The following is a 25,157-nucleotide window of genomic DNA, read 5'->3' as shown; positions in this document are numbered from 1 at the left end:
GCGCTGGTGCATGCTACCAGTCCATCCGGTTCGGTGTCCCGATCTTGACGAGCACGGCGCCGTGTGCCGGCACCGACGCGGCGAAGGATCCATCAGACCTGCCGAGGTCCTTGCGCAGCCACAGGTCGCGCACCGCAGCCACTTCGCGACAGCGGCCGAGTCTCTCCCTCTCCCGCTCGCCACCGGGATTTCAACTGCAGGGGGTCAACTGCCGTCCATACCCGCCATAAGACGCATTACCGCCTCCTGTGTGCACTCCTCGCGCGACAGCTTGCCGGCGATCCGGCCGTGCCTGAGCACCAGCATCCGCGTGGAGAGATTGAGAATCTCCGGCAGCTCGCTCGAGATGAGCAAGATGCCGCTGCCTTCGCGGGCGAGCCTGTCAATCAGGCCGTGGATCTCCGCCTTGGTCCCGACGTCCACGCCGCGGGTGGGCTCGTCCACCAGCAAAATGCGGCACTGCGCGGCGAGCCACCTGGCGATGACGAGCTTCTGCTGATTGCCTCCGGAGAGGCCGGCGGACACGACGTTCATGCTCGGCGCTCGTATGCGCATCAAGTCGAAGTACCGCCGCGCCAGACTCTCCTCCGCCTTGCTGCGAATCCATCCCATACGCGCCAGCCGGTGCAGCGTCGGCAAGGTGATGTTCTGCTTCGCCGTCATGGGCAGCACCAGCCCGTGGCGCTTGCGGTCCTCGGGAATCAGTCCCAGGCCCAACTCCATCGCCGCCGCCGGCCGCCCCGCGATGTCGGCCGGCGCGCCCGCGATGAACACGCGGCCGCCGACCAACGGATCCAGGCCGAACAGCGCTTGAGCGATTTCCGTCCGCCCCGATCCGACGAGCCCTGCAAGCCCGAGGATTTCCCCCGCGCGCAGGGTGAACGAGACCGATTCGAACTTGCCCGCGCTCGACAGCCCTTCCACGCGCAGGAGTTCCTCTCCGGGCTCGGCTTCGAGGTGGGACGGGAAATACGCTTCGTACGGCCTGCCGATCATCAGCCGCACCAGCGCTGCTTCGTCGAGTTCGGAGGTCGGGCGGGTCGCGACGACCTGGCCGTCGCGGAGCACCGTGATCGTCTCGCAGAGGCGGAACACCTCCGACAGGCGGTGGGAAATGTAAATGGACGTCACGCCATCGCGCTGAAGCCGCTTAATCAGTTCGAACAGGCGCTCGGTTTCGGCTTGCGAGAGGCTGCTCGTCGGCTCGTCGAAGATGAGAATCCGCGCGCCGCGGCCGACCGCCGCCGCGATCTGGATGATCTGCTGTTGGCTGATCGGCAGTTCCCCGAGCCGCCGCTCGACATCAACCCGCGCCCCGATCGCGCGCAGCCGGTCGAGCGCGCGTTCGATCATCCGCCCGCGGGACACGAACGGCCCCTTCGCGGGAGTCTGGCCCAGGCACAGGTTCTCCGCGACAGAGAGGTTCTCGCAGAACGCGAGTTCCTGGTGGACGATGCCGATGCCTGCGGCCAAGGCGTCGCGCGGGCTGGCCAGACGAACCGGCCGGCTGTCCACGACGACGTGCCCGCTGTCCGGCCGGTAGATGCCGGCGAGGATCCGGCCGAGTGTGCTCTTGCCGGCCCCGTTCTCGCCGACGAGCCCGTGGCATGCGCCGCGCGCGATGCGTACGCTGACGTCATCCAGCGCCACCACGCCCGGAAAGCGCTTGGTGACGCCTTTGAATTCGACGACGGGATTGTCGTTCACGGACGCGTTCTCTATCCGGCACCCGACGCCCGCTTGCGGGCGCGGCGCCATCGGGTGCCGCGCGGGCTACGTCATCTCGAGGTACTTCTCCGGGACGTCGGTGAAGCCCCATTCCTTGAGCTGGCGCGCCCAGTCGCCCAGGCTCCGCCTGTCAACGCGGACGAGCTCCATCGGGTTGATCTCGGGGACGTCCTTGTTGAGAAAGACCTTGTCCACGATCTTCTCCACCGAGACGTAACCCCAGAGATAGGTCGGCTGCGCGAGCAGCACGGGCGCAATGCCCTTCTCGACGTACGGCAGCTGGGCGGGCAGCGCGTCCACCGCGACCACCTTCACCCTTGCCGGGTCGAGGTCGTTGAGCAACGTCGTCGTGAACAGCGGCCACCCGCCGACCATCGCCCAGCCGGTAATCTCGGGGTAGGCGTTCATCACGCGCAGCACCTCGGCGGCGGCGTCCTGCGGTGTCTCGGTGTGATAGAACGTGCCGGCGAGCTTGATCTGCGAATACTTCGCGGCCTCTTTCTTCACGCCCTCGACGCGCTTGCGCAGGTTGGGCGCGTTCTGGTTGCCCGCCAGTATCGCCACACTGCCCTTGCCGCCGAGCTGCTTGGCGAGTTCGGCCATGACGAGCTCGCCCGTCTTGACGTCGTCCACGCCGTAGAAAGCGAAGCGCTTCGAGTCCGGGGCGTCGCTGTCGAAGGTCATCACCGGGACGCCGCGGGCGACGGCATCGTCGATGCTGCCGATGACCTTGCTTGCGTCGGAGCACGAGAGCAGGACGACGTCGTCGCCCTCGTTGACCGCCTGCGTGATGCGCTGCGCCTGCACCTGGCCGTCCTCGGTCGGCGGCGTGCGCCAGTCGATCACGATGTCTATGCCGTGTTTCTCGGACAGGTCCTTCGCCGCCGCCTCCGCGCCCGTGCGCGCCGACAGGAACACCGGGTTGGTCGAGCTCTTGGCGATCATGGCGATGCGGATCGTCTCGTCCGGCGCTTGGACTGGGGTGCCCGGCCCGCGGCACCCGGCGGCGAGGGCCGCAACGACTGCACAGCCCACGACGAACAGCAGCACGTTTCGTTTCATCTCACACACCTCACGTTTCGGGGTTGGTTGACGGTGGCATGTCATCCTGCGGCGGCGCCGGGACTTCGACGCCCCCAGCCATGCGCGCGATCCGCCGCTCCGCCAGTTGGGCGTTGACTCGATCCAGCACGACCGCGATGATGATCGCGCAGCCGATGATGATCCATTCGTAGTTCTGGTCGAAGTGCAGGGTGCGGATGGACTGGCGGATGAGCACGATGAGCACGGCGCCGAGCATGGCGCTGACCGCGCTGCCCCTGCCCCCAACCAGGCTGGCGCCGCCGACCACCGCGGCGGCGATGACGTACAGTTCGTATCCGGTCGCGTCGGCGCATGACACGGAGCCGTAGAAGCTGCCGCCGACGAAGGCGGCGATGCCCGCGGTCAGGCCGGATATCGCGTACACGGCAATGAGGACGCGGCCGATCCGCAGACCGCAATACCGGGCCGCCTCGGGGTTTCCTCCAATCGCGTAGACGTCGCGCCCCATCACGGTCCTGAGCAGGAAGACCTCGCCGATTAGCGTGATGACCAGCATGACGAGCATGGGCACGGGATAGACCGCCGAGCTCAAGCCGAGGGAGCTCTTGGCGACCGCGGTGAGGCTAGCCGGAACGAGGATGCTCTCCGCCTTGCTGGCGACGAAGGCGATGCCGCGGAAGACCCACATCGTGCCCAGCGTGATGATGAAGGGATGCACGCGCAGGCCGACCACCATCAGTCCGTTAAGCGCGCCGCAGACGACGCCGATGCCGAGGCACAGCGCGAGGCCCAAGCCGACGGTCGCGGCGGATCCCGTCGTCCCCGACGCGCGCAGCGCGATGGCCATGATGACGCCCGACACCGCGTAGGTGGATCCCACCGAGAGGTCAATGCCGCCGGAAATGATGACCATCGTGACCCCGATCGCCATGATGGCGAAGAAGCAGGCGTCGGTGGCGGTCTGCATCAGGGCGTAGGAGTTGAGGAAGTTGTTGACTTCCCGGCCGGTCAGCCGGTCCACGTGCGATCCCGCGAACAGGGTCAGCAGGAAGCCGAGGAGCAGGATGACCAGGATCAACCCCGACTGTTGGGCACGCAGGAAGCGGTTGAGCAGGCGTTTCATCGGGGCGTTCCTCCGCTGATCTCCGCGCGTGGACAAGCCGTGGGCTCCTGATACTCCTCAGCACCCTGGTTTCGGTGAACGCCGCCGCGAACCTCTAGGGGGCGCCGTGTGGAACGCCCCGCGCGCTGCCTCAAGGCGACAGTCGCTCGCAGGGAACGAAGCCGCACCGCAGAATTCATCTCTCCTCGCCGGTTGCATCGCTCTGGTTGGCGAACGAGGAGAGCCGGCAAACAGCAGGCGCCGCCTGCGGAGATAGTCGGATGTCCGAAACGTCGGCTCTTACGATGCCGCCGCCGGAAATCGAGCGCGCGATTCGCCTGTCCTACGGCCAGGCGATGCTCAGCTCGATCTATGTCGCTTCGACGGGCGGCATGTTTCTTATTGGCTACGCGCTGAAGCTCGGCGCGAACAACGTTCAGATCGGCCTGATGAGCACGGTGCCGATGCTGTTCGTTGTGATGCAGCTCTTCGCCTCGGCGCTCGTCGAGCGCGGCGTGAGCCGGCGCAGCATGACGATTGCGGGAGCGCTCGCCAACGTCTCTTGTTGGGCGTTCGTCATTCTCATCCCCTCCGCGGCGGGGTGGGCGGCGCCCGCGGTGAAGGTCGGCGCGCTGATCGCCATCATCACGCTCGTCACGGTGTTCGCGCACATCTCCGGCAATGCCCGCGGGAGCTGGCTGGGCGACCTCATACCGGCCGGCTTGCGCGTCACCTTCTTCGGCCGCCTCAACATGTACGCGGGCATCGTCGGCACCGTCTTCGCGCTCGTCGAAGGGGCATTCCTCGACCGCGTCAGGCACATGGGAATCGGGGCGTTTGGCTGGCTGTTCGGGTTCGGCATCATGTTCGGCATGCTCAACGCGCTGCTCTTCGTGCCGCAGCCGGATCTTCCACTGGCCCGACCGCCGGCGGGCAGCCGCTTCGTTCGGCTGGCGCGGGAGACCTTCACCAACGTGCAACTGATGCTGCTCATGGCATGGGGCCTGCTGTGGTCACTCCAGTCAATCGCCGGCCCGTTCTACGCCACCTACATGCTGCGCGATCTGAAGATGCCATTCCTCGGCGTCGGCGCGGTCAATGCGGTGGCGACGCTGACCATGCTGGCCGCGTCGCCGTTCTGGGGCCGCATGGTGGACCGCTACGGCAGCCGCCCGGTGCTCATCGCGTGCACGGCGACGCTCGCGCCGATCCCGCTGATCTGGCTCGGGATGACGAGCGCTCGCGCGGTGTACGCCGCGATCCCACCGCTGAATCTGCTCGCGGGGTTCGCCGTCGCCGGGGTATCGGTGGCGGTCAACACTCTGATATACAAGGTCACCCCGAGCGTGGGGCGCTCGGTGCAGTTCGCGGTGTACTCCTCGGTCGTGATGCTCGGCGCGGCGCCGATGCCGGCCCTCGGCGGGCATCTTCCGGGACTGCTCCACCACCTCGGGATTCATGCCGACTTGCGGGTGACGTTCTACCTCGCGGTGGCGTTTATCGCCGCCGCCGCGTGGGTCGCGCGCCGCATCAGCGAGCCGGATTCCCTGCCGACCAGGGAGTTGATCCGCAACCTGCCGCACCACCTTCGCGCGCCGCGTCCGCCGCGGGCCGGATAGCGTCGCCGTGCGGCCGGCCCTACCGAGGCGATGCGACAAAACCCTGGTTTGACTTGACATTCCAGTGGAAATATGGGATATTACAGTAGCGACGTGGAATCGTCGCCGAACGTGGAAAGCGGCAACACCTCAAGCATTACCCCCCTACGGTCAGCGCATGTGCGACCTCCTGCTTGCGGCGTGCACTTTCAGAAAGGAGATTCGCGCATGACAACTGGCAAAGTCAAGTGGTTCAACGACGCGAAGGGCTACGGCTTCATCGAGACTGATGAGGGTGATGTGTTCGTGCATCACTCCGCGATTCAGTCCGACGGGTTCCGTTCCCTGAGCGAGGGCCAGGAAGTCGAACTCGAGGTGACCCAGGGCGCCAAGGGCCCCCAGGCCGCCAAGGTTCGACCCCGCTAGAACCCAAACCAAGCGTCGAATATGGAACGTGCGGCCCCGGGATATGCCCCGGGGCCGTTTCATTTCGGGGTGTTCCTGGCGTCGGTCGAACCGTCCCGCGCGGGTCTGATTGGCCGATCGCGAACGACCACATGCTTTCCCGTGCCGGCGCAGGTGGGGGCCGGCTGCACGGCGAACACCGCGCCCGGGGGCGGGGAGGGAGCACATGCCGGTCAGGACATTCGACGACGAGGAACTGCAGGCGGTCAGGGCCGTGCTGGAGTCGGGGAACTTGTCCTCGATGGGCGGGCCTGCGACGCCCGCATTCGAGGCCGCGTTCGCCGAGGCGCTGGGAGCGCGCCGCGGTGTCGCGATGAACTCTGCGATGTCCGTGCTGCACAGCGCGGTGATGGCCGCCGCGGCGGGCGCGGGAGACGAGGTCATCTGCGACCCGGTGTGCGTGTTCGGCGCGGTCGCCGTGATGTACAACAACGCGGTGCCTGTGTTCGTGGACGTCAACCGCGTGACCTGGAACATGGACCCGGACCTGATCGAGGCCAGGATCACCGAGCGCACGAAGGCGATGATCGTCACCCATGTCTGCGGCCTGCCTGCCGAGATGGATCGCATCATGGCAGTTGCGCGCAGGCACGGCTTGATCGTGATTGAGGACTGCGCCCATTCGCTGTTCGCCACCTACCAGGGCAAGAACACGGGCACCTGGGGGCACATCGGATCGTTCAGCTTCCAGATGTCCAAGCAGATGGCCCTCGGCGACGGCGGGATGGCGGTCACCGATGACGAGGCGCTGGCCAAGGCGCTGGGGCTGCATGCCAGCGCGCCGACGTTCCACAGCGTGGCGTTCGGGCTTCATTTCAACTACCGTATGAACGAGCAGACCGCGGCGATCGGGCTGGTGCAGCTCAAGCGGGCGCGGGGGTACATTGACGGGCTGGTCGAGAACGCAGGCCTCTACGACGCCGCCGTTGAGGGGTGTGATTGGATCGAAATCCAGCGCGGCCCCGATGAAGCGCAGCATACCTTTCATCTCTGGGGCGCGACGTTCCGCGGCGATGAGAAGGGCATGGCGCTCGACGACTTCAAGCGCGTGCTGGCGGAAGAGGAGGCGCCGCTCTCGGTAGGCTACACGAATATGCCGGCGTACAAGCATCCCCTGATTGCGGAGCGCCTGGGCTATGGCCGGGGCTGCCCCCTCGACTGCCCGCTCTACGTCGGGCGCGGCAATCAGTATCCCGACGGGCTGTGTCCCAATGCGGAATGGCTTCTCCCGCGCATCATCCTCGGCTACCCCTTCGGGGCGAGAGATGACCACGAGCGCGGCGCCGAGAAGGTCAGGCGCGTGATCGAGAGGCTGGCGTGAGGCGGCAAGGATGACCGGATCGCGCCCGCTCGACGTCGGCGTCGTCTGGGATGAGTCCGCGCGCGAGCAGGCCAATCGCAGCGGGCGCAACTACTGGTACGCCTATATCTGGGACATGCTCGAGCGCCTCGGCATCGCCGCCGCACGGGTTCCTCCCTCGGCGCTCGCCACGCCGAAACGCCTCGCACGGCTCGGCAGCATCATCCTCGGCGGCGTCGCCGAAGCGGTGCCGGGCGAAGCCGCCGCCGCCCTGACGGAGTGGGTGCGCGCCGGCGGCACGCTCATCGGATTCGCGGTTGAGGGGCTGGATGGGCTGTTCGGCATTCGTCCGCGTGCGGCGGTGCCCCAGCCGGAGGATGAATTCGCCATCACCGGCTACCTCGAATTCACACGCGGCACGCTGACGCACGGGATCCACTCGCCGCTGGCGCCCGAGCAGCGGCTCATCATCATCTCACCGGTTCGCCCCGTGGTACCGGTGAAAGGCCGCGAGGTGGCGCGGTTCTTCGCGCCGCATGCGGCGGCACCGGACGACGGAGCGCGGGCGCGCGCGACCCGGCTCGCGATTGTGACGGCGCGCCGCGTCGGCAAGGGTTGGGCGTTCTACTTCGGCTTCGATGTGCCGCATACCATCTGGGCGCTCCAGCAGGGCCGCCCGATTGACCGCGACTACGACGGCGACGGCTACCTGCGGTTCGGCGACGCGATGGTCATCGGCAGCAATTCGCCCCACGTCCCCTATGCCGATGAGCTTGCGCTGCTGGTGCAGAACATGCTCGCGCGCCGCCCGACGCCGATGCTGCACCAGTTGCCGCCCACGGACGGCGCAGTGCCCGACGCGCTGTTCCACTTCGGGGGCGATGATGAGTGCCAGCCCGGGGTGCACCTTCCCGCTTCGGACTTCATGAGGAGCCGGGGGCTGCCGTATCACATCAACCTGATGCCGCTGGACGGCCGGTTCGCGATCAGCCGCCAGGAGTTCCGGCGCATCCGCGCCAACGGGCATGAGTTGAGCCTGCATTACAACTTCATGGACGGGTTCACCCACCCCGGCCCGTTCGCGGAGCAGGACGTCGCCGCGCAGGTCGCGCTCTATCGCGCCGCGTTCGGGCGCGCGCCGGTCTGCACCGTCAACCACTGGTGCCGCTGGGCGGGGTGGGCGGAGCCCGCGAAATGGATGCTCGCGGCGGGGGCCAAGGCGGACAACAGCCGCATCCATTACGGCTCGCCGCCGCTCAACCCGGTCAACCGCATGGGCTTCGCCTTCGGCACCGCGTTCCCGTACTTCTTCCGCGACGACTGGCGCGGGGGCAATGCGCGAATCCCGTTCGTGCAGGAGCCCATCGTCGCTTACGAGGTCGGGTATGAAGGCGGTGCGACCGATTTCCGCATGCTCCGCCACGCGGTTGACATCGCGGCGCGATACCACATGACGATGAACATGTTCTATCATCCCGTCTACATCGCCAGCTACCCCGCCTGTCGGACGGCGATTGACGAGTTGCTGCGATACGTGCGGGGGCGCAAGCTGCGGGCGGTCTTCATGGGCAGTGACGAGCTGTGGCGATGGTGGTGGCAGCGATCGCGGGGGCGGATCGGTCGGGCGCGGGCGGGCGGCGACGCCGTGTCGTTCACCGCGCGCTGCGGCTACAGCGGCGGCTTCGTCGTCAAGCTGCCGCTCGGGCGGGAGAAGCCAACCCGCTGCCTGGTGGACGGCAAGCCCGTGCGGTTCCACGTCGAACGACGCTTCGGAAGGACATGGGTGCTCGTGCCGCTGCCCCGCGGAGAGCACGACGTGGCGGTGAAGTTTGCCTCTCGTTAGCCGCGCGTCGGGTTCGCCCCGGGGATGACCGCCGCTACTTCGCCGACACCTCTACGCCCTCAGTGTCGAGGATGACGTTGACGCTGGCGCGGAACTTGGCGGGGTCGCGGACGAAGTCGAGATAGTGCTTGAGCCGCTCGGCGGCATTGACGCTGTTGTGGGCGAGGACGATGCTGCCTGCGGGCATGAGCGCATAGCCCGCCTCGAGGATCTCGAGGTAGATCCCCTTGCCGCGCCCGCGGTCGCCGTCGGCGTCGAGATAGAGCAGGTCAAGCTGCTCCTGGAACTGCGCCACGACATCCACCGCATCCGCCGCCACGACGCGAGCGACGCCCGTGGGGTCTATGCGTCTGACGTTCCGCTCTGCTCGTTCCGCTTCTTCCGGTTTGACCTCGACGCCGATCAGGTTCGTAGCGGTGTAGCACGCCCCCGGGCCGACGGCGGCGCCGGCATTGGAAATGAAGGTGTTGCCGCAGAATACGCCGGCGGCGATCATATTCTGCGGCTGCGCTATGGCGTTGATCGCGTAGAGCAGGCGCTGCACGCGGGGGGTGATCGCGGTCCACGGAATCTCGAACCGCTCGGCAACCGCCCGTCGGTGGGCGAGCATCTTGTCGTGATCGTACTCCGTGCGCGGCAGGATGCCGGCCTCGCACAGGACGTTCAGCGCCTCGCCCACTACCGCGATCTCGTCCTCCAGTGGTTCGAGGGCGAGATGCGGATTCGAGTAGTCCATGGGGTAGCTGTCCCAGGTATCGCTGCGATGGGTCACGACCACGACGGCACTCCTCCGACGCACAGGAATCATTCCCCTTCTTCTGCCTCCGCGGCCGCAACACCTCGGGCAGTCTCCGGGCGAGCGGGGTTCCCGATCGCCTACCCCTTGACGGCGCCTCCGGTCAACCCGGCGATGAAGAACCGCTGGAAGAGCAGGAAGAGCGCGAGCACCGGGAGCGTCGAGATGAGCGCGGCGGCCATGAGGTAGGCCCATTCGGTCTCGGTCGTCCCGCCCATGCTCACATAGGTCGCGTTGGCGAGCACTTTCTGCAGCACGTCGAACGCGCTCTCCGGGTCGGTAATGAGCATCGGCCAGACGAACGCCTCCCAGCCCGCGAGGAAGCTGAAAACGGCGATGGTGGCGATCGCGGGCGCGGCGGCGGGCATGGCGACTAAGAACAGAATCTGCCCCCAGCTCGCGCCGTCGACGACGGCGGCCTCGATGATCTCGTCGGGGACGCTGTTGAAGAACCGCCACATCAGTACGATCGAGAACGCGCTCGCCGCGCCGGGGAGGATGATGCCGAGCAAGGTGTCGGCGAGGCCGATTCGGGTCACGGTGAGGTAGAGCGGCACCATCATGCCCTCGAAGGGCACCATCATCGTAATCAGCAGCACCGCGAGGATGAGCGTTTTGCCGGGCAGGCGCATCTTGGACAGCGCGAAGCCCGCCATGCAGTCGAACACGACGTTGAGCCCCATGATGAGCACGGCGACGGTCGCGGTGTTGAACAGCACCCGCGACATGCGGAACTGCTCGCTGGCGAAAATGCTGAAGAAGGCGTTGAGCGAGAGGTCCCTCAGCGGCGGGATCCAGACCAACGGCACCCGCATCCACATCGCCTGGTCTATGAGCGAGCCGCGCACCATCCAATAGAGCGGAAAGCCGAACACGACGATGCCGGCAGCCAGCACCATGGCGTAGGCGGCGGTGAGCGCCAGCTCTTTCGTCGTCGCGCGCCGCCGCCTCATGCGTGCCTCGCAGTGAGCTTGTTGAGCAGCGCGGTCGCGGCCACGATCACGGCGAGCAGTGCGAACGAAATCGCGCACGCGTAGCCCAGCTCGCCGTTGGTGAACGCCGTGTCATAGGCCTGGAGGGCAACCGTCTGGGTGGCATCGTTCGGCCCGCCTCTGGTCAGGACGAACATCGGCTCGAAGACGCGGAACGCCCCGATGCTCGACAGGATGATCACCGTCATCGCGACGCCGCGAATCGAGGGGAACGTGACGTGCGCGAATTGCGCGACCGTGCCCGCGCCATCAACCGTCGCGGCCTGCTTGAGGTCCTCGGGCACGTCTTGCAGCGCCGCGAGCAGGATGAGCGAGAAGAACGCCGCACTCTTCCACAGCATGAGCATGATGATCGCCCACAGCGCCCACTCCGCGCTCCACAGCCACGGCACTTTCTCGAAGCCGAGCGTGCCGAGCGCCGCGTTGATCGGCCCGTAGTTGCGGTCGAACATGAAGCGGAAGATGCTGATCGCGACGACGCTGGAAACCGCCACCGGCACGAAATAGATCGAGCGCACGACCTTGATGCCGCGGAACTGACGGTTGAGGAGCAGCGCGATCGCCATCGAGATGATGAAGTTCGCGGGCACGAACACGACCACGTAGCGCAAGGTGTTGCCGAAGGCCTTCAACACGACGGGGTCGCTCAGGAGCTTCCGGTAGTTGTAGAGCCCCGCCCACTGGAGGGACAGGAAGCGGCTGCAATGCGTGAACGACAGCCCGAGGGCGAGCGCGCTCGGGATCATCACGCAGAGGAAGATGATGAACAGGCCGGGCAGCAGGAAGGTGCCGCCGGTCAGCGCTTCGTGCCGGCGCCTCGTCAGGCCCGAGCCGGGCGGCGCCGCGGGAAGCATTCCTGCCGCAGCACCCGCAGCCGGGGATGGCGCCGGCCCGCCCGTGGCCGACTTCCGTGGTTGCCGCACGCGCTTACTCAGGGCCGCATCCTCCCTGCACGAAGTGCGTGTGAATCATCCAGTAATCGTCCACGACCGCCTGCATCTCGCGCGCCGCTTCGCCCATCGCTGCGGCGATGTCGGCATGCGGATCCTTCATCACGACATCGAGCACGCGGCTCTGAAACCGCCCGTACCAGATCTTGACGAAGAACGGCGCGAGCGGGTTGTTGCGCCCGTGGAGCATGGCCTCGCGCATGCGCGCAAGCTGCGGCTGTCCCGCGCGAAACTCCGGCATCTCGAACACGCGCAGGTTGGATGGCGGCGAACCGGTGAGTTCGGCCCACTGCAGTTGGCTCTGCGGCGACGTGACAAAGACCATAAACCGCCACGCCTCCTCCGGGTGCTTGCACGCCTTGGCGATCATCAAGTGCTGGCCGCCGAAGAAGCCGACGTTCGCGACGCCCGCCGGCAGCGGCGCGATCTGCCACTTGCCCTGCCACTGCGGGAAATTGCGGTCGTGCATGCCGATGATCCAGGCCCCGTTGATCATGAATGCAACCTGCCCGGACGACCACAGGGAATCGAGGGTCGTGCCGGACGCCAGGGACGGATCCATCACCGCGTGCTTGTACATCAGGTCGTGCACGAATTGCACCGCCCCGATGGCTTGCGGCGTGTCAACCAGGACCTTGCGATGGTCGGGGCTCAGGATGTCGCCGCCGTTCTGCCAGATCCACGGCATCATCCAGAATCCGGCGGTGGGCTCCATGGCGAACGGGTACTTCATGCCGAGCTTGGCTTGCAGCGCGCGGCAGGCGTCGAGCAGCTCCTGCCACGTCGTCGGCGGCTCGACGCCGGCTCTCCGGAACAGATCGGTGCGATAGAACAGGCACCCGTAGCCCCCGTAGAACGGAATGCTGTAGCGGACTGTCCCGACGCAGCCGTCGCGCAGCATGCTGGGTGGGAAGTCCTCGAGGTGGTAGTCGGGGTCGCGGTCAATGAACTCGTTCAACGGCAGCAGCAGCCGCTCGCGGTTGAGGTCGGGCGTCGTGTTGTCGTCCATGATGAACACGTCGGGAGGATTGCCGCCGATGAACCGCGTCGTCAGCACCGACAGGTACTGGCCGTGGCTGATGTTGGTCACCATCCTCACGCGCACGCCGGGGTTGGCCCGCTCGAAGGCGCGCGCCATCTCGTCCCAGCAGCGCATGGTCAAGTCCGACGATCCGCCCCCCGCGTAGGCCCAGAACTCAATCGCCGTGCGCCCGTCCGCTCCGCCGCCGTCGCCGCCCCGCCGCGCGAGCAGCGCGAACAGCGCGCCGACCACGAGAAAGACTAGAAATGCGTGCCTCATGCGGTTTCCGTTGCCGCGCAGCCTGCTCGGCCAAAGGCTCCGTCGTTAGTAATCGTCCGAGACGGAGCGCACGATCCTGACCCACTCGCGCAGGCGCTCCGGCCGGCCCTCAACGGTGTGAATGTCCTTGAGCGTGATGTCCGCGTGGCAGCCGGTGCAGGCCTCCATCGCGTCACGCACAACCGCGCGGATGTGATCTCGGTCGAATCCGCAGCACACCATCTCCGCGGGATTGGGCCGCCACGACAGGACGTAGTCCCCCTGGATCCGCTCCGCGCAGCGCCGCACGTTCGCGCGCGGGGCGACGGCGATCCGCCGCAGGTTGGGGATCTGCCGCAGGATGGAAATCTTCTCCGTAAGGTCCTCGCAGCAGCCGTACGCGACGAGGCCGAATCTCTCGATGATCGGTCGTTGGTATTGGAGCATGAACTCGTCGTGCATCTCGGGCGACACCCAGGTGAGCTCCTGCGCGGCGACGAAGACCCAGAGCCGATCGCGCGCGACGGGCGCGGGGTCGGCGCTCGGATCGGGCAGCTCCTCGGCGTACGGCATGGCCTGGTTCTCGTGCGCGCAGAGGCGCCAATCGCCGGCGGCCTCGGCCTCCTGATGTGTCGCCACAATGCCGTCGCGCATGAAGGCGAGCAGCTCGTGCAGCCACTGCGGGTGATCCACCATGTCCCACATCACCTGCTCGAGTCCGCGCAGGTATGCGAGCTGGGTTGAGATATCGGCGTTCCACACGCGGTACGCTGGGGCGCGGTCAACGGCGACGGTGATGATGTCGCCGATCGCGTCCTGGAGGCGCGCGACCTTGCGCGTGGTGTCCTGTTCGTTGACGACGTGGTGCGGCGCGGTCAGCCTCGCGCGATCCTCGAGGCGCTTCAGCGGCGGGTCGTATCGCCACGCGCCGGCGGGCTCCGGGCTGGGGATGGTTCTGACCTCCACCCCCCAGATGCCCTGAGGCGGCGTGACGTGCGCGGCGTCCACCGTCACCCACGGTTCGAAGACGTAGTCGTCGCCGATCGTCTCCTGGTACAGCATCTGTCGGAACCACGTCTCGTAGCGGCGCAGGAAGGGATCGTCGCACTCCAGGTGCTGCAACTCCGGGACTTCGTTCCACGGCACGCCGCGCACGTAGATCGGGGGGCGCGTTTTGACGAGGCTGTTGTGCTTGCGCCATAGATCGCGGCGCTCGCGTTGCGTGTCGGTGTCGCAGATCCCCACGTAGCGCGCCGCCAGGTCGCGGAGTACGCGTATGTCGTTGGTAGATGTCACGGCTGCCGCCCCCGCGCCCCTCACAAGCCCGCGTCGCGGAGATACTGCCTGCTGATGGCGAGGTCTTGCAGCGGGTCTTGGAGATGGGTATCTTGCTCGACGAAGACCCAGCCGTCGTAACCGGCCTCCACCAGCGCGCGCACGACGCCGGCGTTGTCGAGGCCGATGTTGCCCGCGCCCAGCTCGCAGAACCGCCCGCGCTCGGTCCAGTTGTCGAGGCCGATCTCCGGTTTCAGCAGCAGCCAGTCCTTGAGGTGCACCGCGACCAGGCGATGCGGGTGTTTCTCTACGATCTCGATCGGGCTTCCGTCCGCGGCGGCGAGGTGCGCGGTGTCTAGGATGATGCCGCATCCGGGGCAGCGCGCGAGGAACTCCTCCAACTGCGACTGCTTCTCGATCAGCGAGCCGAGGTGATTGTGCAGGCCGAGGCGGATGCCCCAGCGCGAGCATGCAGCGGCCTGGATATTCACCTGGCGGCAGAAGGTGTCGAAGTCCCGGGCGGCTACAGCGACCCATACGTAGGACTTGCCCAAGGCAGCGGTCCACTGGATGGATGCTTCCGGATTGGGGCCGAGGCACGTGCCGAAGTCCATGCCCATCCTGCGGATACGCGCGGCCTTGGACATGGCGTCGTCGGCGGTGACGGCGTAGATCCGCTCGATGCCGTCGTAGCCGATCGCCTTGAGCCCGGCCCAGCGCTCCTCGGAATCGAAGCCGCCGCCGTCCCACACGCTCATGCCGTAGTCCGCAACACCGAATCTCATGAACGCTCCCTCCGTTGACTGCGCGCTTAGGCACGAGTGCACCGGCAAGACAATCGCGCTGCTTCGAGAAGTGTGATTCGACGCACCAGGGAGCCGGTCCTGGCCGGCGCGTGAAGGAAGTCGCGCCGCTTGGATGTCCTTCCGTGAAACCTCTTGCCGCGCCAAGAGGTCTAATCAAGCCGAACACACTGAGCCGGCAACGAGGCGGTCACTGCATGAGGAACGGAGGTCAGCCAACATGCGCGCGATGAGACAGGCAGCCGTCCTTGGCATCCTGCTGGCGACAAGTCAGCCGCTGCGGGTAGGGGCGACGCCGGGGGGCGCACCGGACCTCTACGTTCATCCCACGCTCGGCAGCGACAGCGCCCCCGGCACCTCATCGGAACCGGTCCGCAGCCCCGCCGCCGCGGTGCGATTGCTGCCCGAGGTGCTCATGTCATCAGTGACCATCCATGTGGCAGAGGGTGCTTATACTGCAACCGGCATCGATGACATGCCTCGAGGCACGCTCGTGCTGCACAGGCGGATGCGGCCGGGAGTCGAGGTGGCATTTGTCGGCCGAGATGGATCCTTCCGCCGCCCCGCCGCTGTCGGCGCCGTGGTGTTCAACTGGCAGGGAGAGCCGCTGGTGCGGATGTCAGAGGGCAGGTGGCGATTCGAGCGCCTTCAAATTGGAGACGGCAGCGCTCGGCAGCGCAGCGGAATCGAGGCCCGCGACACCGGTATCGCCCGATTGAAGGACATCCGTATCCGTACGCGCAGCTTCTCGGGCGCAGGCATCCACGCGGCTCGCGGTGGCCGCGTCGAGCTTCTCGGCAGCATTGAACTCAACGAGCATCTGCACGACACGGCCCTCGACGAATCCTTCAGCGGAATTCTCGCGACTCACTATGGCTCGGTTGCCTTCCGAGATGACGAGGGGCGCCTCTCCGTTGGCAACGGTCAGTTGTCCGCCGCGTACTACGGCATCATCGAACTCGGTTGTGCGAGCGCTGAGATCACGTCGTGGGGCGAGCAATCGAACGTCATCGCAGTGAACAACTCCGGCCGCGTGGACCTCCACGGCACGACCACGACGCTCCGCGCGCAACGCGAGGGCAATGCGGTCATCGGCCTCGAAGATGACGGGCACGTGCTCGCCGAGGGTGCGCGCGTCATTATCCGCGCGCCCGACCTCAACGGGGCCGTCGTCCTGCAGAAGGCGAGCACGTTCTTCGGCGGCCCGATCGAGATTCATGGCAAGCCATGTCGCGTGTCGGCGATGAGCGGATCCGTTCTTCTGGGAAGCGTCAAGGGCGACCTCGAGTGGGCGAGCGCGGATACGGGCGCTCACGTGTTCCTTGAGTGCCAGGGAAGCGTCCGGGAGGTCCGCGAGGATTGCTGCGGACGAGTCGTCGTGAAGACGTTGGGACCGTAGAGGCGACCAGCCCGGCCACTGGTGTCCGATGTCTCGCCTGGAGCCAGACGGCGCGGATCGCCTCGCGCCTCTCGATCGCAGGCCAATCAGGCGCCCTTCAGCGTCTCCTCACCTGGCTGCCAGTCCACCGGGCACAGCTCGCCTGTCTGGAGGGCTTCGAGCACGCGGAAGGTCTCGTCGACACTGCGTCCCACGCTCAGGTCGTGCACCAGTTCGTATCTGACGACGCCTTCGGGGTCAATGATGAACAGCCCGCGCAGCGACACCCCCTCGTTCTCCAGCAGCACGCGGTAGTCGCGACTGACGCGCTTCGTCATGTCGCTCAGCATCGGGTACGCGATGTCGCCGATTTCCTTCTGCCACGCCAGATGCGAGTATTTGCTGTCCACGCTGACCGCGAGGATCTCGGCGCCGGCGTTGGCGAACTCGTCGTTCCTCTTGCTGAACTCCTTGATCTCCGTCGGGCACACAAACGTGAAGTCACCGGGGTAGAAGAACAGCACGACCCATTTGCCGCGCAGGCCGCGCAGGCTGACCTTCTCGAACTTGCCGCCAACCACCCCCTCCATCTCAAAATCAGGGGCTTGCTGGGTCACCAGGCTCATGGGGACGATCTCCTTTCCAATAACCGGCTGTAGATGGCCGCAGCCGAGCACGGCGCGTGATCCGTGTCGCTCGGGCGCGCGGCGCGACGAGGGGCTGGGCTACAACTGCAACTGCTCCTTGAGCCACTCCAGGATCTGCTCCGCGGTCCTGTACCCTGATTGTCGCGCCAGTTCTTCGCCGTCGCGAAAGATGACCAGTGTCGGGACCGCCTTCACTTGGTACCGCTCGAACAACGGCATCGCGTCCTGCGCCGCGACCTTGCAGAACTTCGTCGCCGACTCGTCATCGTCGGCAGCTTTCTCGAAATCCGGATTCAGCCGCTGGCAGTGCGGGCAGGTCTGCGACCAGAAGTCCACCACCACCGGAACGGTCTCCTCCAGTACCTCCTTGTCGAAGCTGTCAGCGCCTAAGTCCAAGGGTTTCGTCATCAGCTGTGCTCCTCGTCTGCTTGGTCTGCGCGAAGACCGCGAGTGCCATCGGGCAATGAGGGCGCCGCGTGCCCCACTCGATTACCGATATGTCTTCCCCACCTCACCACTCGCACCTTGGGGCGCGGAACGGACAACTGCATGGGGGAGATGCGGACACAACGGTGCCGCCGTCGGTCAGCCGCGCTGCGTCGGACTCCGGCGTTCGGCCAACGAAGCGGCCACCGCGGGCGGGCGGCTACCGGATGTCGCGCAGTTGGGTTATCGTCGGCTCACTGCCGCACACGGCGCAGTTGGGATCGCGCTCGACTAAGACCTCGCAGAAGCTCGCGGTGAGCGCATCATAGACGACGAGCCGACCGACGAGCAACTCCCCCGCGCCGAGAATCCATTTCATGGTCTCGGCGGCCTGCATCGCGCCAATCACCGCAGGCGCGATGTTGAAGATCCCCGCCTGTGCGGCATCCGGCACGGCGCCCGGCGCGGGCGGCTCGGGATAGAGGCAGCGATAGCACGGTCCCCGTCCCGGCACGATTGTCGTTATCTGTCCCTCGAAGCGCGCAACGGCCGCGTGGGACAAAGGCTTGCCGGTCAGCACGCACGCGTCGTTGAGGAGATAGCGCGACGCGATGTTGTCCGTGCAGTCCAGGATGAAGTCGTAGTCCTGTATTATGCCCGGCAGGTTGCGCGCGGAGAGGCGATCCTCGTGCGGAATCACCCGCACCTCGGGATTGAGGTCGTGGAGGCGGCGCGCTGCCGATTGCGTCTTCGGGCAGGCCAACTCGGACGTGGCGTGGATGATCTGACGCTGGAGATTGCTGAGTTCAACGACCTCGCCGTCGGCGACGCCGATGGCACCCACCCCTGCTGCAGCGAGATACGCAACCGCCGGCGAACCCAATCCGCCCGCGCCCACGACCAGCACCCTCGCCCGAAGCAAGCGCTCCTGGCCGGCCTCGCCGACCTCGGGCAGCGATACGTGGCGCGCATATCTCCGACCCTGGTGTTCCGTGAGAGCCATGATACGCTCGGCGACCTGTGCCGACAGCGTCGGAATTCTGACCCGGATGCGCATCTTCCTCTCCCACACGTGCGTGATCAACGACAACGCGTCTCGCAGACAACTCACGGTTGAGCGCGGCGGCGCCAAGGATTCGACCAATCGCCCGGCCAAGAGACCCAGCACGGCGACGTTGCGACAGCGGCCGAGCCGCTGGGCGCGGCTCTTTTCGCTCGACCCAGGCTGCCCGAGCGCGACGCAATCTTCTCGGCGGCGTGGGGACGGGCGAGGGAGGGCGAGGGCAAGAGGAGAAACAGAGATGGTGTCGCAGTTATCGAGATGCGTGTATTAGGGAAGGACGCAAGAGACGGCGGGGCACCTCCCAAACGAACCTCGTCCGGAAGAGTCTACGCGTATTACCCGCGCTGCGGTAACACGCGAGACTCTATGATTGCGACACCGTGGAGTGCCCGGCGTCTCGTGGCGGCTCAGCGCGCGGCCCGGTCGTGTGGTTGTTCGGGCGTGGGAGGCCGCGCCGATGGATGCGGCCGTCCTGAGAGGAGATGAGGGATGCAAGCGAAAGACGCGAGGATTCTAGTGGTCGAGGATGATGTTGACGCGGCCGACGTCGTGAAGACGGTGCTGGAAGCGGAGGGTTATCAGGTCAGCCTGGCGGATTCGGCCGCCAAGGCGTGGGAGGCCGTCGGCGCGGAGCGCCCCGATCTGATCATTCTCGACGTGATGATGCCCTCCGGCACAGAGGGCTTCCACTTCGTATGGGACCTGCGCAATGCCGATGATGAGCGACTGCGCGATGTACCGATCATCGTGCTGAGCGCGATTCACGGCACCACGCCCCTGCGTTTCTACCCCGGCGAGGGCGACGATACCTACGAGCCCGGCGAGTATCTGCCGGTTCAGGCATTCCTGGACAAGCCGGTGGAGCCGAAGAAGCTGCTCGCCGAGGTCGCGCGCGTCCTGGCGCGACCGTCGGCATGACTCTCGCGCCGGATCGTCGCGCCGCGCCCGCGCCAGCTTGATCCACGTTCATCCCGGAGCCCGTCATGATGCGCGCCCGTCAAGGTCCGGATGCAGTGCAAGAGCGCCAAGAGGTGCTGTCTGCGCACGAACTCATCGAGCGCGTTGCGTGGATTGTGCGCTTGCGGTGGGTGGCGGCCGCCTGCGTCGCCGCTGCAATAACTATCGCGCGCTGGCAGTTCGGGCTGCCGCTGCCGGCGGGCCCCCTCTATGTCATCACTGCCGCACTCGTCGCGTACAACGCGGTCATGTGGGGCCTCACCAGGCGACTGCAGGGGTGGCAGCCCCGCTCCGCTCTTGCGGCCTCCGCCCTTGCCAATATCCAGATCTCCGCCGACCTCTTCTTCCTCGCTGCGCTGCTCTATTTCTCCGGGGGGATCGAGAACCCGTTCACCTTTTACTTCGTGTTCCACATCGTCATCGCCAGTATTCTGCTCTCGCGCCGGGCGACGTTCTTCCAGACCGCCCTTGCCTCCGCGTACGTCGTCGCTATGGCCGTCGTGCAAAGCGAAGACCTCGCGCCCCACTTCCATCTCACCGGCGTCCTCGCCGACCACGCGCATCGCAAAGCCGTGCTCGCCTACGGCACCTCCTTCGTCGTCGCCAGCACGCTGTTTCTCACCGCGTATTTCGCGACCTCGATCACGGCACGCCTGCGCGAGCGCGAGGCCGAGATCCTCGGCCTCAGCCGATCGCTTGAGGAGAAAGCCGCCGACCTCAGCCGCGCCAATGAGAAGCTCCGCATCAGCGAGCGCACCAAGTCGGAGTACATGCGCCGCGTCGCGCACGAGCTGCGCTCCCCTCTCGCGACCGTGTACCAGATGGTGGGCTTGGTGGCGGACGGGCGCAAGGGAGACATCCCGCTCGCCGCCGGCGAGACGCTCGCGCGCGTGCGCGTGCGCTTGAAGTTGCTGATGGACGTCGCGCGCGACCTCCTCGCGCTGTCGCGGGCGCGCGAGGCAGACCTGTCGCGTGAACTGCAAGAAACGACGCTCGCGGAGGCGGTCGCGGCCTGTTTGCCCGACCTCCAGGAGCGGGCGCAGGAAGCAGGCCTGAGACTCGATGTCAGCGTCCCGGACGAGCTGCCCGCCATCGCCGGAGATCCGGAGTCGCTGCCACAGTTAGTCGCCAATCTATGCACGAACGCCATCAAGTACACTCCTGCTGGCGGCTCGGTTCGGATTACCGGCTGCGCGGAGCAGGGCCGGGTCGAACTCGCTGTCGCAGACTCAGGCATCGGCATCCCCCGCGACGAGCTATCCCACGTCTTCAACGAGTTCTACCGCGCTGGCAATGCCCGAGAGGCCTGTGAGGACGGGACCGGACTCGGCCTTTCCATCGTCAACGCCATCTGCTTCGCCCACCGCGCCGAGATCCTGGTCGAAAGCGAAGTCGGCCAGGGGACGACGTTTCGCGTGCGTTTCCCGATTGCGTCGGCGCGGCCCGGCTCGATGCGGCCGACGCCGGACCGCCCGGGGCAGTGATCTCCGGGGTCGTCGAGCGTTCCCGAGCCGGCCTTCCCCGGATGAGTGGTGGGGAGGGAGCCCGTCTCCCGCCCCCGAAACGTTGAGGTGTGCGGGGCGTTGGCCCCTCGGAGCGGACCGCCTCCGAGGGGGCTCGGGCTCCCCCACAGTTTCGCAAACCGGAGTCAGACGGTGCGAGATCGTATGGAGCAAGCGCTGCGTGGCAGCGGCGCGGACTACGCGGAGATCAGGATCGAACGCGAGGCGCGGACCGATCTCAGCTTCCGCGGCGCGGAGCTGGACGCCGTGTCCGCCTCCAATTCGGTCGGCGGCGTCGCGCGCGCATTGGTGCGCGGCGGGTGGGGGGTGGCGACATTCAATGACCTCGACGACCTGCGCCAGAAAGTCCGCGAGGCGACCGCGTGCGCGCGGCTGGTGGGCGGCAAGAAGAGCGAACTCGCGGCGGTTGAGCGCGTTGAGCAGGTGATCCCGCCGCCTCCGATGGAGCGCGACTTCCGCGGCGTGCCGCTGGCTGAGAAGAAGAGCGTGGTGCAGCGATACAATGACCTCATGCTGGGGCAGCACCCCAAGATCCAAACTACGCGCGCATCATACTCGGACCGCTATCGCGAGGTCTACTTCGCGAACAGCGAGGGCAGCTACTTCGAGGACATGCGGCCCGATGTCGGCATCGGGCTGACCGCAGTCGCCAGGGACGGCAACGTGGTGCAGGGCGGCCGCGAGAGCATAGGACGAGCGGCCGGATTCGAGGCCGCCCTCGGCTTGGAGGCGAAGGCGGAGACCGCCGCGGAACGCGCCGCCGGACTCCTTGATGCGCGCCCGGTGCCGGGCGGGACGTACACCGCGATTCTGAACCAGAAGCTCGGGGGTGTCTTTGCCCACGAAGCCTTCGGCCATCTCAGCGAAGCGGACCACGTCTACGAGAACGAGAAGCTGCTGGAGTTGATGGTGCTCGGCAGTCGCTTCGGGGCGGATCACCTGAGCATCGTTGACGACGGGTCTTTCCCCGGTGGCCGCGGCACCCACCCGCTCGACGACGAGGGCGTCCCGACGCGCAAGAACTACCTGATACAGGACGGGATTCTCGTCGGCCGTCTGCATAACCGCGAGACCGCAGGGAAGATGAAAGAGAATGTGACGGGCAACGCTCGCGCGCTGGCGTGGCACTTCCCGCCGATCGTGCGCATGACGAATACCTATATCGAACCACGGCAGGCGTCGTTCGACGATCTGATCCGGGACGTGGATCTCGGGGTCTATGCGTGCGATCTCATTGGCGGGCAGACCATGATGGAGATGTTCACCTTCAGCGCCGCATATGCGTACATGGTGCGCAACGGGAAGATCGGCGAACTGGTGCGGGATGTCGTCCTCACCGGCAACGTGTTCCAGACCTTGCAGAACATAGACATGATTGCGGACGACCTCGCGTGGGATGATGGAGGCGGTGGCTGCGGGAAAGGCGGTCAAGCGCCCCTGCCCGTCGGCTTCGGCAGCCCGCATGTGCGGGTGCAGGACGTTGTCGTGGGAGGCCGCCAATGATCGAGCGAGCGTTGGAGTCGGCCCGCGGCAAGGCGCAGGCGGCGGAGGTCTCCCTGGTGCGGCGACGGTCGACGGGAGCCGAGTATGAAGACGACAGGCTGAAGCGGGTGGATGTCGCGCAGAGCGCGGGCTTGAGGGTACGCGTCATCGTGGATGGCAAGCTCGGCAGCGCAGACACGACGGACGTCGCGCAAATGGAGGCGGTGGTCGCGCGCGCCGTAGAGGTCGCGGAGTTCGGAAACGAGGCGAGGTTCGATTTCCCGGGCCCGTCCGCCGCCGCCGAAGTGGCGATATATGACGCTGACGTCGAGCGCACCTCCAAGGAAGCACTCGTCGCGGCGGGTGCGGAGATGCTCGAGCTGATCAAGGGGTACAATGCGGAGATCAAGATGTCAGGCGGCGCATCATGGTCAGTCGCAGAGCGCCGCCTGCTGAATACCAGTGGGCTCGATATCAGCGACCGCGGCAGCAGGTTCACGCTGTATGCGGGCGGCGTGCTCGTGCGCGGCACCGATGTGTTGCAGGCCTACCATTTCCGCGACTGGCGCAGGCCGGTGGTCAAGCCGCGCGAAGTAGCCGAACGCGCGATCGATAAGTTCCGCCTCGCCGAACACACGGCCGAGGTGGCGTCGAAACCGATGCCCGTCATCCTCACCCCCGCGTTGAGCGACATGCTCATGGAGACGCTGCTCATGGGCGTCAACGGCAAGAGTGTCCTCAAGGGCGCTTCGCCGCTCGCCGGCCGCCTGGGTGAGAAGTTGGCCGCGGACGGGTTCACGCTGATTGATGACGGCACGGTTGATTATGCGCCGCTCAGCGGCAGCTACGACCCGGAGGGGGTGCCCCGGCGCCGCACCGAGATCATCAAGGACGGCTGCTTGCACGCCTTCCTCTACGATCTCGAGACTGCAGCCAAGGCCGGCACGGAGAGCACGGGCCACGGGCCGGGGTGTGAGGCCAGCAACGTCATCATCGCTCCCGGCGACGCCGCGCTGGCGGAGATGGTGGCAAGCACGCGCGAGGGGCTGCTCGTGGATCACGTGTTGGGCGCTGGTCAGAGCAACGTCATCAACGGCGACGTTTCGGTCAATGTCTCATTGGGCTACAAGATCGAGGACGGCGAGCTCGTCGGGCGCGTCAAGGACACGATGCTCGCTGGCAACGTCTACGACGCGCTCAACCGGATCGAGGCCATCGGTTCGGATCCGGAGTGGATCGGCTCCCACCATACGCCGGCGATCAAGATCGGCGCCCTGAGCGTCGTGGCCAAGGGCTGACGAATCCCGGCCCCGCGTAGCTGCGACGGTCAACCCCCGACGCTGCCACCCCCGCGGGAGGACGCCTGCCCTCACTCCCTCCTGGCCACCCCAGTGGCGCAGCCGTTTTCCACTCCGGACGGTTAGCTGGCAAGCGCACTCGATCGACAGCGTCGCGACTGCCCGGTGGCATTGGTCGCCGACGGAGAGATGCAACCCGCCGCGGGGTCCGGCGATCGCGACCACGCGATGTGACGCCCCCGGCCCGTGTCCCACCTTCGAGCCGCCCGCCGTCGGCACTTGATTGAATCCGCGACTTGTGCTATGATTCCATCGTAGCACGATATCAAGAAACGTAACAACACATCCCGCCGCTCAGGGGGCACGGTCGAGTCGGCCGGGGGCGGCCTGCACCGGCGGCGGCACGCGCGGAGGCGACGACGAATGATGTCTGGGGAGAGGATGCGGACGATCGAACGACCCATGGGAGGGACGCAGAGCGGCCGCGCCGCTGCGGCGCGGCATTCCCGATCGAGATGCCTGCGCGCCGCGGCAGGAGCACCGTCTCACCGTCCCCCGCGCGGCTTCACCCTGATCGAGTTGCTCGTCGTCATCGCGATCATTGCGATCCTGGCGGCGATGCTTTTCCCGGTGTTCGCCGCGGCGCGGGAGAAGGCGCGCACCGTGGTGTGCCAGAGCAATCTGCGCCAGCTCGGGCTGGCGTTCGCGATGTACTGCTCAGACTGGGACGAGGGCTATCCGCCGGTGTATATGTGGAAGAGTCGCCTCCAGCCCTACATCAAGACCGAACTGATCAACCGCTGCCCGAGCCGGCCCGATCTGCCGTGGTTCTACGGGCATGGCTACAACATCGGATGCCCCAGCGAAGGCGTCGAGGGGTTTCCGCTGAAGTACATGGATCAGATCGCCAACCCCAGCGCGAAGATCCTTATCGCGGAGTGGGACCGCTGCAATGCCGGGCCGCCGTGCGGCCCGACGGGCCTCTTTGCGGGCGGCGCGACCTCGTACTGGGCGGTGTGCCGCGTGCACAACGGCGGCTCGAATGTGCTCTTCGCCGACGGGCACGTCAAGTGGATGCGGCCCGAGCAGTATCACAGCACGACCGATCACATTGACGAGGTCGGCAATCCGATGCCCGATACGGCGCGCCCGGTGGCGGAGAACGTGTGGCGGCATTACTGGGATACCAGCTACGAGGGACGTTAAGC

Annotated in this window: 23 protein-coding genes; 10 read left to right on the top strand and 13 right to left on the bottom strand. The window is 66.5% G+C overall.

Features of this window, described 5'->3' with window-relative positions; genetic code table 11:
- Positions 1–13: 13 nt before the first annotated feature.
- From JSV65_18745 to JSV65_18730, 4 genes are all read right to left on the bottom strand, one after another.
- Positions 14–142: a hypothetical protein gene (locus JSV65_18745; protein UCH34533.1), complete on the bottom strand. Its 129-nt coding sequence runs from the start codon at positions 140–142 to the stop codon at positions 14–16.
- A gap of 62 nt (positions 143–204) precedes the next feature.
- Positions 205–1,707: a sugar ABC transporter ATP-binding protein gene (locus JSV65_18740; protein UCH34532.1), complete on the bottom strand. Its 1,503-nt coding sequence runs from the start codon at positions 1,705–1,707 to the stop codon at positions 205–207.
- 66 nt (positions 1,708–1,773) lie between these two features.
- Entirely contained in the window at positions 1,774–2,790 is a 1,017-nt protein-coding gene (locus tag JSV65_18735; protein UCH34531.1) for a substrate-binding domain-containing protein, read from the bottom strand.
- A gap of 10 nt (positions 2,791–2,800) precedes the next feature.
- A complete protein-coding gene (locus tag JSV65_18730) occupies positions 2,801–3,895 on the bottom strand; it encodes an ABC transporter permease (GenBank protein ID UCH34530.1) in 1,095 nt (364 codons plus the stop codon).
- Positions 3,896–4,155: 260 nt separating this feature from the next.
- On the opposite strand from JSV65_18730, the gene JSV65_18725 reads away from it, so the two are divergent.
- The 4 genes from JSV65_18725 to JSV65_18710 all read left to right on the top strand — a co-directional run bounded on the left by JSV65_18725 (position 4,156) and on the right by JSV65_18710 (position 9,080).
- Positions 4,156–5,493: an MFS transporter gene (locus JSV65_18725; GenBank protein ID UCH34529.1), complete on the top strand. Its 1,338-nt coding sequence runs from the start codon at positions 4,156–4,158 to the stop codon at positions 5,491–5,493.
- Between the two features lie 207 nt (positions 5,494–5,700).
- The gene (locus tag JSV65_18720; GenBank protein ID UCH34528.1) at positions 5,701–5,898 is read left to right on the top strand and encodes a cold-shock protein; all 198 of its coding nucleotides are present in this window, start codon (positions 5,701–5,703) and stop codon (positions 5,896–5,898) included.
- A 205-nt stretch (positions 5,899–6,103) separates the two neighbouring features.
- Positions 6,104–7,258 (top strand): aminotransferase class I/II-fold pyridoxal phosphate-dependent enzyme, encoded by a 1,155-nt coding sequence (locus JSV65_18715; protein UCH34527.1) that lies wholly within the window; start codon positions 6,104–6,106, stop codon positions 7,256–7,258.
- A 10-nt stretch (positions 7,259–7,268) separates the two neighbouring features.
- Entirely contained in the window at positions 7,269–9,080 is a 1,812-nt protein-coding gene (locus JSV65_18710; protein ID UCH34526.1) for a hypothetical protein, read from the top strand.
- Positions 9,081–9,114: 34 nt separating this feature from the next.
- On the opposite strand, the gene JSV65_18705 is transcribed toward JSV65_18710, so the two are convergent.
- The 6 genes from JSV65_18705 to JSV65_18680 form a co-directional block, all read right to left on the bottom strand.
- The gene (locus tag JSV65_18705) at positions 9,115–9,888 is read right to left on the bottom strand and encodes a class I SAM-dependent methyltransferase (GenBank protein UCH34525.1); all 774 of its coding nucleotides are present in this window, start codon (positions 9,886–9,888) and stop codon (positions 9,115–9,117) included.
- Between the two features lie 68 nt (positions 9,889–9,956).
- Positions 9,957–10,829, bottom strand: coding sequence for a carbohydrate ABC transporter permease (locus tag JSV65_18700; GenBank protein ID UCH34524.1), 873 nt, complete (start codon positions 10,827–10,829; stop codon positions 9,957–9,959).
- The gene (locus JSV65_18695; protein UCH34523.1) at positions 10,826–11,722 is read right to left on the bottom strand and encodes a sugar ABC transporter permease; all 897 of its coding nucleotides are present in this window, start codon (positions 11,720–11,722) and stop codon (positions 10,826–10,828) included. Before JSV65_18695 ends, JSV65_18700 begins: the two co-directional genes overlap by 4 nt.
- A 73-nt stretch (positions 11,723–11,795) precedes the next feature.
- Positions 11,796–13,118: an ABC transporter substrate-binding protein gene (locus JSV65_18690; GenBank protein ID UCH34522.1), complete on the bottom strand. Its 1,323-nt coding sequence runs from the start codon at positions 13,116–13,118 to the stop codon at positions 11,796–11,798.
- Between the two features lie 45 nt (positions 13,119–13,163).
- Positions 13,164–14,393, bottom strand: a complete 1,230-nt coding sequence (locus JSV65_18685) for a hypothetical protein (protein ID UCH34521.1) — start codon at positions 14,391–14,393, stop codon at positions 13,164–13,166.
- Between the two features lie 20 nt (positions 14,394–14,413).
- A complete protein-coding gene (locus JSV65_18680) occupies positions 14,414–15,157 on the bottom strand; it encodes a sugar phosphate isomerase/epimerase (GenBank protein ID UCH34520.1) in 744 nt (247 codons plus the stop codon).
- 238 nt (positions 15,158–15,395) lie between these two features.
- Here JSV65_18680 and JSV65_18675 point away from each other — a divergent pair, with 238 nt between their 5' ends.
- The gene (locus JSV65_18675; GenBank protein ID UCH34519.1) at positions 15,396–16,574 is read left to right on the top strand and encodes a hypothetical protein; all 1,179 of its coding nucleotides are present in this window, start codon (positions 15,396–15,398) and stop codon (positions 16,572–16,574) included.
- An 86-nt stretch (positions 16,575–16,660) separates the two neighbouring features.
- Here JSV65_18675 and JSV65_18670 read toward each other — a convergent pair whose 3' ends face one another.
- The 3 genes from JSV65_18670 to moeB form a co-directional block, all read right to left on the bottom strand.
- Positions 16,661–17,179 (bottom strand): peroxiredoxin, encoded by a 519-nt coding sequence (locus tag JSV65_18670; GenBank protein UCH34518.1) that lies wholly within the window; start codon positions 17,177–17,179, stop codon positions 16,661–16,663.
- A 99-nt stretch (positions 17,180–17,278) separates the two neighbouring features.
- Positions 17,279–17,608 carry a thioredoxin family protein gene (locus JSV65_18665; GenBank protein ID UCH34517.1) on the bottom strand — a complete coding sequence of 110 codons (330 nt, stop codon included), beginning with the start codon at positions 17,606–17,608 and terminating at the stop codon, positions 17,279–17,281.
- Between the two features lie 238 nt (positions 17,609–17,846).
- Positions 17,847–18,629 (bottom strand): molybdopterin-synthase adenylyltransferase MoeB, encoded by a 783-nt coding sequence (moeB, locus tag JSV65_18660; protein UCH36844.1) that lies wholly within the window; start codon positions 18,627–18,629, stop codon positions 17,847–17,849.
- A gap of 549 nt (positions 18,630–19,178) precedes the next feature.
- Between moeB and JSV65_18655 the strand changes: the two genes are divergently transcribed.
- From JSV65_18655 to JSV65_18635, 5 genes are all read left to right on the top strand, one after another.
- Positions 19,179–19,607 carry a response regulator gene (locus JSV65_18655; protein UCH34516.1) on the top strand — a complete coding sequence of 143 codons (429 nt, stop codon included), beginning with the start codon at positions 19,179–19,181 and terminating at the stop codon, positions 19,605–19,607.
- 65 nt (positions 19,608–19,672) lie between these two features.
- The gene (locus JSV65_18650; GenBank protein ID UCH34515.1) at positions 19,673–21,130 is read left to right on the top strand and encodes a HAMP domain-containing histidine kinase; all 1,458 of its coding nucleotides are present in this window, start codon (positions 19,673–19,675) and stop codon (positions 21,128–21,130) included.
- Between the two features lie 183 nt (positions 21,131–21,313).
- A complete protein-coding gene (locus tag JSV65_18645) occupies positions 21,314–22,672 on the top strand; it encodes a TldD/PmbA family protein (protein ID UCH36843.1) in 1,359 nt (452 codons plus the stop codon).
- Positions 22,669–23,949: a TldD/PmbA family protein gene (locus JSV65_18640; protein UCH34514.1), complete on the top strand. Its 1,281-nt coding sequence runs from the start codon at positions 22,669–22,671 to the stop codon at positions 23,947–23,949. The genes JSV65_18645 and JSV65_18640 overlap by 4 nt, the downstream gene beginning before the upstream one ends.
- Positions 23,950–24,411: 462 nt before the next feature.
- Positions 24,412–25,155, top strand: a complete 744-nt coding sequence (locus JSV65_18635; GenBank protein UCH36842.1) for a DUF1559 domain-containing protein — start codon at positions 24,412–24,414, stop codon at positions 25,153–25,155.
- The last annotated feature ends 2 nt before the right edge of the window (positions 25,156–25,157 follow it).

This window comes from Armatimonadota bacterium (assembly GCA_020354555.1).
Lineage (GTDB): Bacteria > Armatimonadota > Hebobacteria.
This window is presented reverse-complemented; position numbering and strand designations above follow the sequence as displayed.